Below are 13431 nucleotides of genomic sequence, written 5' to 3' on the forward strand. Positions count from 1 at the left end.
TATCATCTTTGCCATTCTTTATAATATTTTCAGTGAATTAGAAAGGGAGTTTTCGAATGAGAAGCATTATTAGTGGCGATAAAATAAAAGACTTTCGAGACTTAGTTAACTCAAACTCTAGATTTGTATATCAAATCTACAAAGATAAAGGTGGCAAGAATCTTTTTAACCTCATTTGCTCTGCTATGGATTGGATCTCTGTATGTGTTCGGCACTTAGAAAATGCACCTGAGTTTGACAAGAACATAGATAGTAAATGTATGCAGGTCTACTCTCTGATCTCTTCAATAGACCTCATTTTTGAGTCAATCAAACAACTCCATCGAGTGTTTATGACTGATAAGAAAGATCCGTTTTATGGTGAAAGGAAATGTTTTAAAGATCGCCTGTTCGCTGATGAAGATGATAATAATTATTTTAAAACTATCAGGGCGTGTTTCGGTGCTCACCCCGTAAATTTGAATCAAGAAAATTCAAAGCGTTTCGCAAGTTGGCCATTTCAAAGTATTTTCAATACTGGCGATTTGAGTGTTCATTTGTACAGTCGAGATGTGGGTAAAGAAGACTTAACGTTAAACCTCAATATCAATGAACTGTTGGAGTTTCTCAAAATTCGATATGAGTATCTTGATGTTATTTCTGATAGGATTGAAACGCTGTTTGTTGAGTATAAACACAAACGTTCAATAGAAAAAATTGAGACTAAATCAGATCCTTTAGAGCAACTTTTTGTTCTTCGCACTGAGTCAGAGAAACGATTGGATAACGATTACTATAACGGGGAGATTAACGACCTGATTATGATTTTTGAAGCGAAAGTAACCGATGCAGACCTTGTACCATTGGCTGATAAGTATAAAGAATCCCTCCTACCACTGATTGAAGAAATTAAGAAAAATCTTCAAGAAATGAACATCGTTGATCTAGAAAACGATAGTGAACTGAGAATAAGATCTGACTTTGATAAAGAGTTACGTTATGAACTTGCCAAGTTCTATACTTGGGTTCACGGTGGTAGATACGATCCACTACTCGAGTATTATTTTAATAGATTTAACGCTTTGACTGACGGTAAGTTCAAATTTTCCAAAACTGATGACATCAAACTTACTTTTCTTAAAGCGAAAATAATGTTAACTGAATAGTGTGAAAAAATATGTCCTGCTCTTGTCTTTTGCTATTCATTACTTTTTGTATATCAAAGTTACTTGAGCACAATTGTTTGAACTTTTGGTCGTAACTCATAAAGGGGCATTTTCGATTTAGAAATGGCGGAGTCCTGATTCTTCGCTGTCATTTTATAGTCTATCCCAATATGCACTTGATATTATCCTTTATTCCTCTACTACATATCGAGCGTAACAACCTGACGCTCAGCACGCGCATCAAGCGATTGGCTCGCAAAACCATCTGCTTCTCTCGCTCTATTTAACTCCACGAGAAAGTGATTGGTGCCTTTATCGAAAGGCACCATTTCAACTGATTGGAGGCATCACCTGAAAAAATTACTTATCCGTGTACAGTTACACAATTGGATTTACAAGCTATTTAAAATCGCAGCCATAAAACACTAAAACTCCCCACTACATATATGTTGGTCATTAGCGATGGCATTATAGACAACCCTTAATGTTGAATTGTTTTTTTGCTGTTTAGCCAAGTCCATATAATGTTTTTTTACTGTCAAATGGTTACCACTCAACAACAACCTTCTAATATCCGAAGTTATTGTGGTAATAAATTGCGCGGCATTGATAACATATTTTCTTCGTAATTCAAATGTTTTAAAATGATTATTGACTCGTTCACGTTCAACTTTCAGCCATTGTTGAGGCGGGTTTGAATAGAAATCGAAAGTTAGAATGCCATGTTTTGCTGTTATGGTAGCTGAAATCCAATCGGTTTGATAAAATTTTTGGTCTTCATTATAAGGATAAAGTGTCTGGTCTGATGCAACTTCACATATACTATCAGACTTAACTCCATTACAGTGCGTACAAGCTGGTATAAGATTTTTTGGATTAACAGATAAAAGTGGATAGCGAGCTTTAGGTAGATAATGGTCTAACGTATCCACACCATATATTCCGCATAATGGGCAAATGCCCTTTGAACATGCTCTTAACTTATCGTAAACCTTCCTCGACTCACTACCTGGCTTCAGCATGTGAATAGAATAAAGATCCTTTAGATCTTTTTTTGTAACATGATGTTCAATCACTTGCCCAGGTCTTCTGGCAGCACAAGGTATAAATAAATGAAAACTTTTAGGTGCACAGCGAGTGTCAAAATGTAGCCATTCTCGATTGACAGTTTCCGCAATATTCTGCAATCTATTTCTATAATCTTGATTATTATCACTTACTGATAGCAAACATGTACCAAAAACATCAGCACACTTAATATTTGGATATGTAACTTTATTCATGTTCGTATCCATCGAGGTCTTTAATGTCGACGTTTTTATCCCTGAGCATAATCATGCTCATCAATATTGCCTGTCCTTCAAAACCTATCTGTTTATTGAATTTCCTCATAACCTCCTTAAATGACACCCCTTCGTCAACCTGTTCTTTAAGGAGTTTGTGAAAGCCAGATTGCTCCATCTCTAACTTAAATACCTCTTTAGTTAAAGTCCCAACGTTTTCAGCAAATGTTTCTATCGAAGGCCTAGCATATATCATTTCGTCGCCGAACCGAGTCAAGACCCAACAGCAGCTCTTGGGAATCTCCTGTACCACAACAGGCGAATGGGTTGCAATGATTGCAATACCATTTCTTCTAGATAGCAGATTACTTAATGCGCGTATAAATGCAGCCAGAAGCGGCGGGTGTAAATGACTTTCCGGCTCATCAAATAAAACTAATGTTTTATCTTGAACTTTTTCGACCAAGCTACTAATGATCATGAAAACAATAGCATGACCAGAACTCATTTTCTCCATCCGATTTATACATTCATTTACTAGCTTGTCACCGGATAAGTTAACTATTTCCGTTAAGTTTAAATCTCGGAAATTTGTATCAGACTCTAAGTTGTTTATAGCTTTTAACCAGGCATCTCTTTTAGAATCATCAGCACAGCTGTTATAAACTGAAATCGCACATTTTTCTCGGAGGTTGCGAATATTTTCTAGCTCATAACTGTCTTCTTTACAATCATTTTTTTTAAGTCCAATGTAATAATAACAGGTTCCGAGGAATGGATCACTTTGCTCACTGATAGGTGTAAAGGGATCAAAGGCACTGAAAGAGACAGAGATAACAGTACTAAAATAGCCATCTGTTATCCTTCCAGAAAATGCCTCTTCGAAATATGCATTTTCTGGTTTTTCCTTACCTACAATTGAATTAACCATCTCATTTAGAAGGGTTGTTTTACCAAGACCATTTCTGCCAATAATTGCATGTATGTTACTTGGCGGCAATGAATATGGGTCAACATTAAACTCTATATTTAAATCAGAGAAAGAATGATTGGCCCTAACAAATTGGAAGTCAAACTCAGTAAGCGGACTGTCTCCATTTATAATCCTTAAAAACTGACCATGAATAGTATTGATATTCACGTCTCTCAATAGAGATTTCTTGAATACGTCCTCATTTTTTGCAATATCCATAGATTTTTTACTTAGGACGACACAATTCAACCTTTCCAATATTACTTTGCACAACCTTTCATCAATGGAATAAAGATTTTCGTAAAACTCAGGGCTCTCTGCCAAACTAAAAAACTCTTGGTTCAGTTGCTTGAATTCTTTTTGAATTTTATCTAATGTAGCAACATCTACATTTTGTTTTTGAAAGCCTATTTTAATCTGTCCAACTGAATGCAACTTACCATCAAGGTCCATATAATGCATGTTAAAAAGAGTTCGGTAAGAATAATCATTCCAAATGGAAAATGTTAAATAAACAGTGTTTTTACTGTTCATTGAATTGAGTGATTTTTTATCTAGAACAATGAAATTTAGCAAACACTATCTCCTCTACCATCAGTTATAAAAACCCCACTTAAAAATTTAAAATTAAGTGTATCTATCTAATTATGGATCCTACTATATAGCAGTTAAATTAGCCACATCTTCGGCATCCATATTTTATCTAGTAGATAAGCATTAACGTTGAGTTTTCGCTCATAGCTGATGCCATAATCTTTGGACCTGCCAGAAGCAGACATGACCAAAACCACAGCGTCAATCAATGGGGAGAAAGCCAGCTTGTCTGAATGAAAGAATGTTCGGCGGACAATCCCTGCATAATTAGCGACCAATAATGGACAAAAGACTAAAAGTGAGATCCCCACACGAGCCATCGTTTTGAGATGTGGATCAGAAAATGCACCAATAAAACTGTAAAATAGGTTTACATGTTTAGACCTGTGCCAATTGAAGGCTTAATCTATATACCCTTGGTGCCGGCCTGTTACATCAGTCCGCAGACGGGGGAAATAATAAAGGGGCTGAACCGTGGTCAGAATTTGCAAAATCGAGATCCAGAATTTCCGAAGCATCCGTTTACTGAGCTGGCAACCCTCACCAGGCCTCAACAGCTTGATCGGCCCTGGTGACAGCGGCAAGACTACGGTTCTTGATGCGATTGACCTTTGCCTCGGTGCCCGTCGCAATATTAGTTTCTCCGACACCGATTTTTATGGACTGGATGTCACTCAGCCTATCACCATTACGCTGACGCTTGGTTCGTTGCCCGATGCCCTGATGCGCCTGGATTCCTATGGTAATTATTTACAGGCATTCAACCGTGCGAACGGGGTAGTCACCGAGGAGCCTGAACAGGGTCTGGAAACCGTGCTTTGCCTGCGTTTGATGGTGGATAGTGAGCTGGAACCTGTCTGGACGTTGGTATCCCAACGTGCTCAGGCCCAGGGTCAGGAGCGCAATATTGCCTGGAAAGATCGGTTGCTTCTGGCTCCCGCCAGACTCGGTACCTATGCCAGCTCCAACCTATCATGGACACGTGGTTCGGTGCTTAATCGACTGACGGAAGAACGTCCGGATCTGGGCGCTGAACTTGCCAATGCAGCACGCCAGGCTCGGACCAGTTTCGGTGGACAGGCCGGCGTACAGCTCGCAGAAACACTTCAAATCGTGACACAAAAAGCCAGTGAGCTCGGCGTGCCAGTTGGAGGCAATACCCAAGCGTTGCTGGACGCGCACGCGGTATCCATCGGAGACGGTGCCATTGCACTCCACGATGCAGCAGGTGTGCCCTTGCGCTCACTGGGGACTGGTTCGTCTCGTCTATTGGTCGCAGGTCTGCAGCGTGCGGCAGCACAAAACGCGTCCGTCGCGCTAGTCGATGAAGTGGAGTATGGCCTAGAGCCACATCGACTTACCCGACTCCTTAACTCTCTTGGCGCTAAGGAAAATACCCCACCCCTTCAGGTATTTCTGACTACCCATTCTCCGGTCGCAGTCCGCGAGCTCAACGGCAATCAACTCTTCGTGGTACGTAAGTCTCCTGATGGGGAACATCAGATTCTCCAAGTAGGTGTCGCTGATGATATTCAAAGCACCGTCAGGGCGGATCCGGAAGCGTTTCTCGCCCGTAGCGTTATTGTCTGCGAAGGCGCCAGTGAAGTCGGCCTGATCCGTGGCCTTGACCATTTCTGGACGAACATAAACGGACAGTCAATGCTGGCCGCAGGGACTGCATATGTGAATGTCGGTGGCGGAGAGCCTGACCGGTGTGTCAACGCCGACCGAAAACTGATCCACTCTGGCTAATTTCGCCGATTGAAAAGTGATCCACCCGGACATGGGGTTAATTGGTTTTGGGTGTGGCCCCCGCTTTGCGTTTCTCTTTCAAACGATAGCTTTCACCGCTGATCTGAACGATGTGTGCATGATGTAACAGCCTATCGAGCATAGCTGCCGTCAGTGTCTGATCATCGGCAAAGGTGCTGGCCCACTGGCTAAAGGGCAGATTGCTCGTCAAGATCAGGCTCCCTTTCTCATAACGTTTGGCGATCACATTGAAAAACAGGTTTGCTTCCTCACGCCCAAACGGCAAGTAGCCTATCTCATCGATCACCAGTAAACGCGGCCCCATCACGACACGGCTGAAGTAGGCATTAAGCCGCTCCTGTCGTTGAGCTGCTTGAAGCTGCAACATCAGGTCTGCTGCGCTGATAAATCTGGTCTTGATGCCAGCCATCAGAGCCCGATAGGCCAGTGCGATGGCAAGATGCGTCTTGCCCACTCCGCTTGGGCCCAGCAGCACTATGTTTTCCCTACGCTCGATAAAGGCCAGACTGGCTAACTCCTGCAACTGGCTGCGAGGTGCGCCACTGGCAAAGCCGAAGTCGTACTGCTCCAGCGTTTTGACCACGGGTAAAGTGGCCAGTTTGAGCAAGGTCTGGCGGGTGCGCTCGGTCCTCAAGGTCTGCTCTGCGTGCAGCAACCACTCCAGATAATCGGCGAAGCTCGCCTCCTCGTTGGCAGCCTTCTGAGCTAGTGCTGACCACTGGGCAGCAATCCCTTCCAGGCGCAGCGCCTGACTCAGGGCCATCAGGCGTTCATGCTGCAAGTTCATACGTTCACCTCCAGCAGGTCTTGGTATACCGATAGCGGATGCTGCAAGCTCTCCAGCGGCATGGGGCGCGCAGTGGCCGTGGTGCCGGGACTAACGGGTAGCGCCTGTGGCAGGGGTAGAAAATGAGGCAGCTCTTGTTGCAATCGGATAGCCGGGACTTCACCGGTAGTGCCATGGCTACGCTGGTTGGCGATGTCTTGCAACCAGGGGCCTATATGGGCATTGGCGGTTGACACATCTAGCGCCAGTCCTGCCTGCTTGAGGGTGGCTGCCAGTGGTGTGACAAAACTGCGCTTGAGGTAGCCATTGAAGCGCTCGACCTTGCCTTTGGTCTGGGCCCGGTAGGGACGGCAGACGCGGGGGCGAAAACCGAACTCTTCGGCCAAGGCGAGCAGGGCCGGATGCCAACGATGGTCACCTTCACCATAGGCATCCCGTTCGCGGATGATGGTACTGGCATTATCAAATAGCACCTCCTGCGGGACCCCACCGAAGAAATGACAAGCCTCACGCAGTCCGGTCAACCAGGCATCATTACGTTCGTGATCGAAGAAACGGACATAGCTGGCGCGACTAAATCCCAGGGTAGCAACAAAGGCCTTCAGAGGCCGATTGCCGCGGCGGATAATGGTGAAATCGACCTGCATCTGTTTACCGGGGGCCGTTTCAAAACGGACGACAGTGCCAGAGGCGTCATGGCGCAGAGGAGATAACCAGGCCTTGAGCTGGGAGAGCCCGCCAGTGTAACCATGCTCTCGCAGTTCCCTGAGCAGAACCGTCGCCGGGATCCAGTGTGGCTTCGCTGCCTGGATACGCGCTTGCAGATAGGGTTTAAAAGGATCGAGCTTGGTTGGTCGGGCAGCTCGGCTGGGATAGATTGGCAGGCCCGGGTTGCGCAGATACTTACGAACCGTGTTACGGGACACCCGCAATTGCTGGGCGATAGCCCGGATGCTCATGCCCTGACGGGCCAACACTCTGATTTCCACTGATAACTCCTGGGTCAACATGGGCGTGGCTCAAAAGCCACGATCTTGGCCCAGGTGGGTCAACTTTACTCCGGCGTTAGTGGGTCATTTTTACATCGGCGGTGACACCGGTGTTTTGTACGCGGGCTCGCATTGCGCCGACTTGGTTACCGGGTGCTGGTCATGGTTGATGCGGATAAGCCGCCCTCTGCAGCGATCGTACATGCATACGTGGATGCCGGTGGGGAGTACATCACTTGGCGAGAAGAACGTGCTCTAGAAGACGAGTTATTTCTGAGCCTGCCAGATGTGGGGGTGGATGCTCTGCTTCAGCGAGCCATAGACCTTGTGGAAGAAGATCTAGTGGCTGCACACATCCAGACTCAGTCAAACGGACAATTGACTCTCGCCCACATCCGGCAACAGCGTCAACTAGTGGGGGAGCCATATCCTCTCGCGACGCGACAACTACTGGGGCAGGCTGCACGTAACCGTCGAAACGGATGGTTTAAATCAGTCACCAAATTTGAAGATGTGGCACGCGACATTCTGGGTCCCAATAGCCAAATTTCAGAACCAGGATTTGTCGCCTTGATCAACCGTCTATATTGGTGGGCCCATGCCGCCTGAGTTCAATTTATTTGCATTTCACCGCGGAGTGATCACCGCCCCTGCGGGGTGTGGCAAGACGCAACTCATTGCCGATTCGCTATCTAGGCATACCGGCACATCGCCGGTTCTCATCCTCACACATACCAACGCGGGGGTCACGACACTACGTCTGCGCATGCAGAAGGCTGGTGTACCTACTTCTGCTTACCATATCGCCACGATCGATGGTTTTTCCATGCGCTTGGTGGCGATGTTCCCGCAGCGAAGTGCTGTCGATGCTGCGGTCCTCCTGCTCCAGAATCCCAGCGTCGACTACCCGGCAATACGCGTTGCCGCTAGGAATTTACTGCAAAGCGGACACATCAGTGATGTCCTCGTGGCAAGTTATGCCCACCTGATTGTCGATGAGTATCAAGACTGCAATTTAGTACAACATGCTCTGGTGACAGAACTTTCCATGGTGCTACCCACCTGCGTCCTTGGCGACCCGATGCAAGCTATCTTCGGCTTTCGCGGCAACCAACTGGTGGACTGGAATACCGACGTACTTCCACATTTTCCTGCTATTGGTGAACTGAATCAGCCCTGGCGCTGGACGAATGCAGGTACACCCGAGTTCGGCCAATGGCTTCTTGAGTGCCGGCAAATACTCCTAGCGGGAGGTGGCATTGATTTGCGCCAAGCCCCACCTGAAGTCGTCTGGGTAGCGTTGCAGCAAGCGACAGCTGTTCAGCAACGGCTGACAGCGGCGTTAACACCTGCTGTTACGCGAGATGGTGACGTGTTAGTGATTGGAGACAGCCGTAATCCTCGTGGTCGTCGGCGAATGGCGAGTCAAACACCAGGGGCGTCCGCAGTGGAGCCCGTAGACCTAACCGACCTCACACTGTTTGGAGTGACGTTTAACCTGCACTCTGCCGACGCCCTGACTCGTCTGGTGACATTTGCCGCAGAGGTGATGACACAGGTAGGTCCTGCTGCTTTGCTACCCAGACTGGGGAGCTTACTTCAAGGGACTGCACGCAATCCTGCCACAGAGGCTGAAGCCGCTCTGGTCGCCTTCGCGCAAGCTCCGAGCTTCCCTCTTGCTATCGAAGCACTGCGCGCATTGACCCGACAGAATAATGCTCGTGTCTATCGCCCCGATGTCTTGTATTGCTGTCTGCGCGCGATGCAAATGGCTGCTGGAGGCAGTTGCAGTTTTGCCGATGCCACGGTGCGGGAACGCGAACGAAATCGGCATGAGAGCCGGCCTCTTGCGCGTCGTGCTATTGGAAGTACCCTGTTGCTGAAGGGCCTGGAGGCGGAAGTGGCCGTTATAACTGAACCTGAGGAAATGGATGCCAGACATCTCTACGTCGCATTTACACGTGGCTCGAAGAAGCTGGTTGTCTGCTCGTTTGCCCCCGTGCTGACAGCCCGCTAACTCCAGCGTAACTTATCCATGTTCAATGGGGGTCACTTCCATTCGAGCCGCCTTAAGCACATTCAAGGGTCGTTCAGCTAACTCATCCATAGGTGTCTTGCCACCAAGCCAACTATTTGCACTGACAAACCAGGAAGCGATCACAAGTGCCGTTCTGTGAGCAGCTAGAATAGCCAGTATCTCCTTCATTTTGGGTAGAGGCTTACCATTGATCCCAAAGCCATAGGCAGGGAAAAGATCTTTTCCCCCTACAGATATTGTGAAAATCTGCCCCGCCTTTTTCCACTTATTTGGCAGTTCTGAAGCGTTTGCCCCCTTATATCCTGCATTGTCGGAGACCTGTTGTGCCGTCAGCCACGTTGACAGGCTAAGGACCTGTTCACACAGTTGAGCCGCCGTAACCACATTCAATTTGTGCTTCACTCCGGTGCATTTATTCATTTGAGTAGTCTCTGGCATAACGACAGGCGATGCGTAGTTTTTTGGCTGTCCCCTCTGTAAAGCAGAGATCATGCGGCCCGCATCAGGAGCTGTTTTGGTGTATAACCACCAAGTGCTATATTGGGCCACCCATGGTTACATAGCACAACTAGTTCGTTACAAACTCTTGTAACTCATTAAGTGACTCAAACATGTAACCGTGACTGCAAATAGCTTAATGAGCTTACCTTCATTAAATGCAGATGTCCGCAATCCCATTTATCGGCGTTTCTTTTTGTTAAAATTCACCTTCAACATCTACATTTTGACCTTCAACACCCTGCAACGAAAGGTGTCAATTGAGTCTAAAATGGCGAACTAAAAGTCGGGTCTGGTACAGATAGCCACCCGCCAGATGCGTCAGTCGTACATATCCACTCGTATGGGGTGTGGAGCGAACTACAGCAGCGTATGGGTATCACACACCGCCACTCCCATGGAGCCGTTATTCCTTATTGGCCTCGGCCAACGGCTCTGGCTGCCCATTCTGCGAATCACCCGCGCGCCAGTCCACTTCCAATCAAGAAACCATCCAATTCAGCAAGCTGTTCATCGAGGATCGGTCGTTTTTCCTCTGCCATCGTGAAAACTATGCAAAAATGCGTCGGTATTCTCTGTCTTCTCACTACCCACAACTAGGCAATGGTTTCTAAAGTAGTTGAAAAATGGGCCTACCAATCTATGCGGCTCCATCCTTCCAGAAAGACCGCATTCATTCACTTAAAACTACCTAAATTTTCCTCTCAAGAGACCCTGCTCATGGCTCAAAAATTGAGGCGCCTGTCATTTTAACACTTTGAGAACGCAACCTAGGTGGCGCCCTAGAAACATGGCCAGTGTGTGTCTGGGCGATATATACAATTTTAATGATAATGCTAACAACAAGTGTTGATGGTGGTCTTGAGGAATGTTCAGTCTAGAAAGCGGTCAAGATACCGAATTTTCAATCGTTCGAAGGCATCACCTGAAAATGTAAGAAAATAGCTATTATTGCGCAAAAATAGCCAATTAAATTACATTCAGTCTTAATGTTTGTCATGAAATTATCGAAAAAAGTCTGTGTTAGTGGCATTTTTACAGACTTAGCCGTCAGTCTACAACCGAACCGTGTTCTATTTTATCTCCATACGGGCTCTCAAACCGATGCCCGCACGGGCACCGGTTCAATGCAGGCCCGATGCAGAGGATCGGGCCGAAGAGGCATTACTCGCCGGCCAGCTCGACCAGTGAGACTACCTTGATGCCAGCGGCAGTCAGGCGGGCATCGCCACCCAGAGACGGCAGGGAGATGATGAAGGCCGCATCGGCCACTTCACCACCAGCACGGCGGATCAGCTTGACGGTCGCATCGACGGTACCGCCGGTCGCCAGCAGATCGTCCACGACCAGCACCTTGTCACCGGGCACGATGGCATCGGTGTGCAGTTGCAGGGTGTCGGTGCCGTACTCGAGGGCATAGGACTCCTCGATCACTTCGCGCGGCAGCTTGCCCGGCTTGCGGACCGGCACGAAGCCCAGCCCCATGGCATAGGCAACCGGCGCGCCAAAGATGAAGCCGCGAGCTTCGGTGCCAACAATCTTGGTGATCCCTTGATCACGATAATGATTGGCCAGCAGATCGATGGTGGCCTTGAAGGCCTCGGCGTTCTCGATCAGGCTGGTGATGTCACGAAACAGAATGCCCGGCTTCGGATAGTCGGGAATGGTCTTGATGCTTGCTTCGATAAATTTCAGGGTTTCCGGATTCATGTGTTGACCGCTTATTTTTTTGACCCAGGGGTGGCCATTTTTTCTCAATTCCCTTCTGCGGGAAATAAAAAAGCCTGTCACGCAAAAATGACAGGCCGACTCCATAGCATTATTGCTGCAATAGCTTAGGGACTTCACTTCACCATTGCAACTGGCTCCAGCACCGGCAGACGCATTAACCAGGTGAGCAGGATCACCATTATGATAACCAGCAACCCCTTGACCCACAGCAGTGGCACCACCGCCAGCGACACCGAAAAGGTGAGCAAAATGAAGATAATGGCGCGCCGTCTGGCCTGACGACGAATGCCGCGATACTGTTGCCAATCCACGATGGGCGGGCCAAACCAGGGATGGGTCAGCAGCCAGCGATGAAAACGGGGCGATGAGCGGGCAAACAGAGCGGCAGCCAGCAACATGAAGGGGGTTGTCGGCAATAGCGGCAGCACAATGCCCACAATACCGGTGGCAAATGCCAGCCACCCGAGCGCCATCAGACACCAACGCTTCATTCCTTCTCCTTGCGTGATTTATCTCCCTCTAGCCTAACAGAGTTTGAGCGGGTGCTGACAGCGGGCCGCAACCCCACTACAATCTGCGCTCTTTTTTCTTGCCACTCTCGTCGGAAAGCCGTTATGCGCGTTATTTTGGCCCCCATGCAGGGGGTACTGGATCACCTGATGCGGGAGGTACTCACCTCCGTCAATGATTACGATCTCTGCGTGAGCGAGTTTATCCGGGTCGTCGATCAGCTGCTGCCCGCCAAGGTGTTCTACCGCCTCTGCCCTGAACTGCTGCAAGATGGCAAAACCCGCGCAGGCACCCCGGTGCGGGTACAACTGCTGGGGCAACACCCCGAGTGGCTGGCCGAGAACGCCGTACGCGCTATCGAGCTGGGCTCCCCCGGCGTCGATCTCAACTTCGGCTGTCCCGCCCCTACGGTCAACAAGAGCAAGGGCGGTGCGGTGCTGCTCAAAGAACCCGAAACCATCTACCGCATCGTCAAGGCGGTGCGTGAGGCAGTGCCCGCCCATCTGCCGGTGAGCGCCAAAATTCGTCTCGGTTACGATGACAAGGAGCTCTATCTGGAGAACGCTCAGGCGGTCTTTCAGGGGGGCGCCAACGAGCTGGCCGTTCATGCCCGCACCAAGCGCGAAGGGTACAAGGCCCCTGCCCACTGGGAGTACGTGGACGCCATTCGCCGTGCCCTGCCCATCCCGGTCACCGCCAACGGCGAGATTTGGGATCACAAAGATGCCCTCGCCTGCGCCAGGGTCTCGGGTTGCGATGCCCTGATGGTCGGGCGCGGCGCCATCTCCCTGCCCAATCTGGCCAACGTGATGAAAACCGGCTGCCCGCACATGAGCTGGGCCGAAGTGCTGCAGTTGATGGTGAGCTATACCGAGCAGGATCTGGCCAGCGAAAAAGCCGACTACTATCCCAGCCGCATCAAACAGTGGTTCAGCTATCTCAAGCGGGAATATCCCGAAGCGGACCAGCTGTTTCAGGAGATCCGGGTGCTCAAAGAGACAGATCCCATCCGCGATTCCCTGCTGCAAGCAGCCAAAAGCCACGGCTAACCACGTTTAACTTGACGCATATCATCTTGATAGAGTTATCGGATCCCTATACTGCCCCGAA

At 48.6% G+C, this 13431-nt stretch carries 13 protein-coding genes and 1 pseudogene; 6 read left to right on the forward strand and 8 right to left on the reverse strand.

Features of this window, described 5'->3' with window-relative positions:
* Window positions 1–56: 56 nt before the first annotated feature.
* Together ACTG2G_RS01000 and ACTG2G_RS01005 are read left to right on the forward strand one after the other, a co-directional pair.
* Window positions 57–1145 (forward strand): hypothetical protein, encoded by a 1089-nt coding sequence (locus tag ACTG2G_RS01000; protein WP_439985041.1) that lies wholly within the window; start codon window positions 57–59, stop codon window positions 1143–1145.
* Between the two features lie 170 nt (window positions 1146–1315).
* Window positions 1316–1432, forward strand: a complete 117-nt coding sequence (locus ACTG2G_RS01005) for an IS1 family transposase (RefSeq protein ID WP_335855352.1) — start codon at window positions 1316–1318, stop codon at window positions 1430–1432.
* Between the two features lie 138 nt (window positions 1433–1570).
* Here ACTG2G_RS01005 and ACTG2G_RS01010 read toward each other — a convergent pair whose 3' ends face one another.
* Together ACTG2G_RS01010 and ACTG2G_RS01015 are read right to left on the reverse strand one after the other, a co-directional pair.
* Window positions 1571–2428 (reverse strand): HNH endonuclease, encoded by an 858-nt coding sequence (locus ACTG2G_RS01010; protein ID WP_439985042.1) that lies wholly within the window; start codon window positions 2426–2428, stop codon window positions 1571–1573.
* Window positions 2421–3977 (reverse strand): AAA family ATPase, encoded by a 1557-nt coding sequence (locus ACTG2G_RS01015; RefSeq protein ID WP_439985043.1) that lies wholly within the window; start codon window positions 3975–3977, stop codon window positions 2421–2423. Before ACTG2G_RS01015 ends, ACTG2G_RS01010 begins: the two co-directional genes overlap by 8 nt.
* 492 nt (window positions 3978–4469) lie before the next feature.
* On the opposite strand from ACTG2G_RS01015, the gene ACTG2G_RS01020 reads away from it, so the two are divergent.
* Window positions 4470–5747: an ATP-dependent nuclease gene (locus ACTG2G_RS01020; RefSeq protein ID WP_439985044.1), complete on the forward strand. Its 1278-nt coding sequence runs from the start codon at window positions 4470–4472 to the stop codon at window positions 5745–5747.
* Between the two features lie 37 nt (window positions 5748–5784).
* Here the strand turns inward: ACTG2G_RS01020 and istB are convergent, their stop codons facing one another.
* A complete protein-coding gene (istB, locus tag ACTG2G_RS01025) occupies window positions 5785–6555 on the reverse strand; it encodes an IS21-like element ISAeme17 family helper ATPase IstB (protein ID WP_429203991.1) in 771 nt (256 codons plus the stop codon).
* Window positions 6552–7565 carry an IS21-like element ISAeme17 family transposase gene (gene istA / locus ACTG2G_RS01030; protein ID WP_069785377.1) on the reverse strand — a complete coding sequence of 338 codons (1014 nt, stop codon included), beginning with the start codon at window positions 7563–7565 and terminating at the stop codon, window positions 6552–6554. Before istA ends, istB begins: the two co-directional genes overlap by 4 nt.
* Window positions 7566–7706: 141 nt before the next feature.
* Between istA and ACTG2G_RS01035 the strand changes: the two genes are divergently transcribed.
* Together ACTG2G_RS01035 and ACTG2G_RS01040 are read left to right on the forward strand one after the other, a co-directional pair.
* On the forward strand, window positions 7707–8153 hold the full coding sequence (locus ACTG2G_RS01035) for a hypothetical protein (protein ID WP_439985045.1): 447 nt from the start codon (window positions 7707–7709) through the stop codon (window positions 8151–8153).
* Window positions 8143–9561: a UvrD-helicase domain-containing protein gene (locus ACTG2G_RS01040; RefSeq protein ID WP_439985046.1), complete on the forward strand. Its 1419-nt coding sequence runs from the start codon at window positions 8143–8145 to the stop codon at window positions 9559–9561. Before ACTG2G_RS01035 ends, ACTG2G_RS01040 begins: the two co-directional genes overlap by 11 nt.
* Before the next feature lie 12 nt (window positions 9562–9573).
* On the opposite strand, the gene ACTG2G_RS01045 is transcribed toward ACTG2G_RS01040, so the two are convergent.
* The 4 genes and pseudogenes from ACTG2G_RS01045 to ACTG2G_RS01060 form a co-directional block, all read right to left on the reverse strand.
* Window positions 9574–10002, reverse strand: a complete 429-nt coding sequence (locus tag ACTG2G_RS01045) for a hypothetical protein (RefSeq protein WP_439985048.1) — start codon at window positions 10000–10002, stop codon at window positions 9574–9576.
* Between the two features lie 68 nt (window positions 10003–10070).
* Window positions 10071–10198 (reverse strand): annotated as a pseudogene (locus ACTG2G_RS01050) (IS3 family transposase); the annotation flags it as partial.
* 1046 nt (window positions 10199–11244) lie between these two features.
* Complete coding sequence (apt, locus tag ACTG2G_RS01055; protein ID WP_005352403.1) at window positions 11245–11790, reverse strand: adenine phosphoribosyltransferase; 546 nt, start codon at window positions 11788–11790, stop codon at window positions 11245–11247.
* 134 nt (window positions 11791–11924) lie between these two features.
* Window positions 11925–12302 (reverse strand): YbaN family protein, encoded by a 378-nt coding sequence (locus ACTG2G_RS01060; protein ID WP_064335934.1) that lies wholly within the window; start codon window positions 12300–12302, stop codon window positions 11925–11927.
* A gap of 123 nt (window positions 12303–12425) precedes the next feature.
* Between ACTG2G_RS01060 and dusC the strand changes: the two genes are divergently transcribed.
* Window positions 12426–13370 carry a tRNA dihydrouridine(16) synthase DusC gene (dusC, locus tag ACTG2G_RS01065; protein ID WP_429206058.1) on the forward strand — a complete coding sequence of 315 codons (945 nt, stop codon included), beginning with the start codon at window positions 12426–12428 and terminating at the stop codon, window positions 13368–13370.
* Window positions 13371–13431: the final 61 nt, after the last annotated feature.

Source organism: Aeromonas sp. 55A (assembly GCF_051919665.1).
GTDB lineage: Bacteria > Pseudomonadota > Gammaproteobacteria > Enterobacterales > Aeromonadaceae > Aeromonas > Aeromonas veronii.

Bases quoted from the DNA above. Each gene is read 5' to 3' on its own strand.
- ACTG2G_RS01000 (WP_439985041.1), top strand. From the start codon at position 57: ATGAGAAGCATTATTAGTGGCGATAAAATAAAAGACTTTCGAGACTTA.
- istB (WP_429203991.1), bottom strand. From the start codon at position 6,555: ATGAACTTGCAGCATGAACGCCTGATGGCCCTGAGTCAGGCGCTGCGC.
- istA (WP_069785377.1), bottom strand. From the start codon at position 7,565: ATGTTGACCCAGGAGTTATCAGTGGAAATCAGAGTGTTGGCCCGTCAG.
- dusC (WP_429206058.1), top strand. From the start codon at position 12,426: ATGCGCGTTATTTTGGCCCCCATGCAGGGGGTACTGGATCACCTGATG.
- ACTG2G_RS01005 (WP_335855352.1), top strand. From the start codon at position 1,316: ATGCACTTGATATTATCCTTTATTCCTCTACTACATATCGAGCGTAAC.
- ACTG2G_RS01045 (WP_439985048.1), bottom strand. From the start codon at position 10,002: ATGAATAAATGCACCGGAGTGAAGCACAAATTGAATGTGGTTACGGCG.
- ACTG2G_RS01040 (WP_439985046.1), top strand. From the start codon at position 8,143: ATGCCGCCTGAGTTCAATTTATTTGCATTTCACCGCGGAGTGATCACC.
- apt (WP_005352403.1), bottom strand. From the start codon at position 11,790: ATGAATCCGGAAACCCTGAAATTTATCGAAGCAAGCATCAAGACCATT.
- ACTG2G_RS01060 (WP_064335934.1), bottom strand. From the start codon at position 12,302: ATGAAGCGTTGGTGTCTGATGGCGCTCGGGTGGCTGGCATTTGCCACC.
- ACTG2G_RS01035 (WP_439985045.1), top strand. From the start codon at position 7,707: ATGGTTGATGCGGATAAGCCGCCCTCTGCAGCGATCGTACATGCATAC.
- ACTG2G_RS01010 (WP_439985042.1), bottom strand. From the start codon at position 2,428: ATGAATAAAGTTACATATCCAAATATTAAGTGTGCTGATGTTTTTGGT.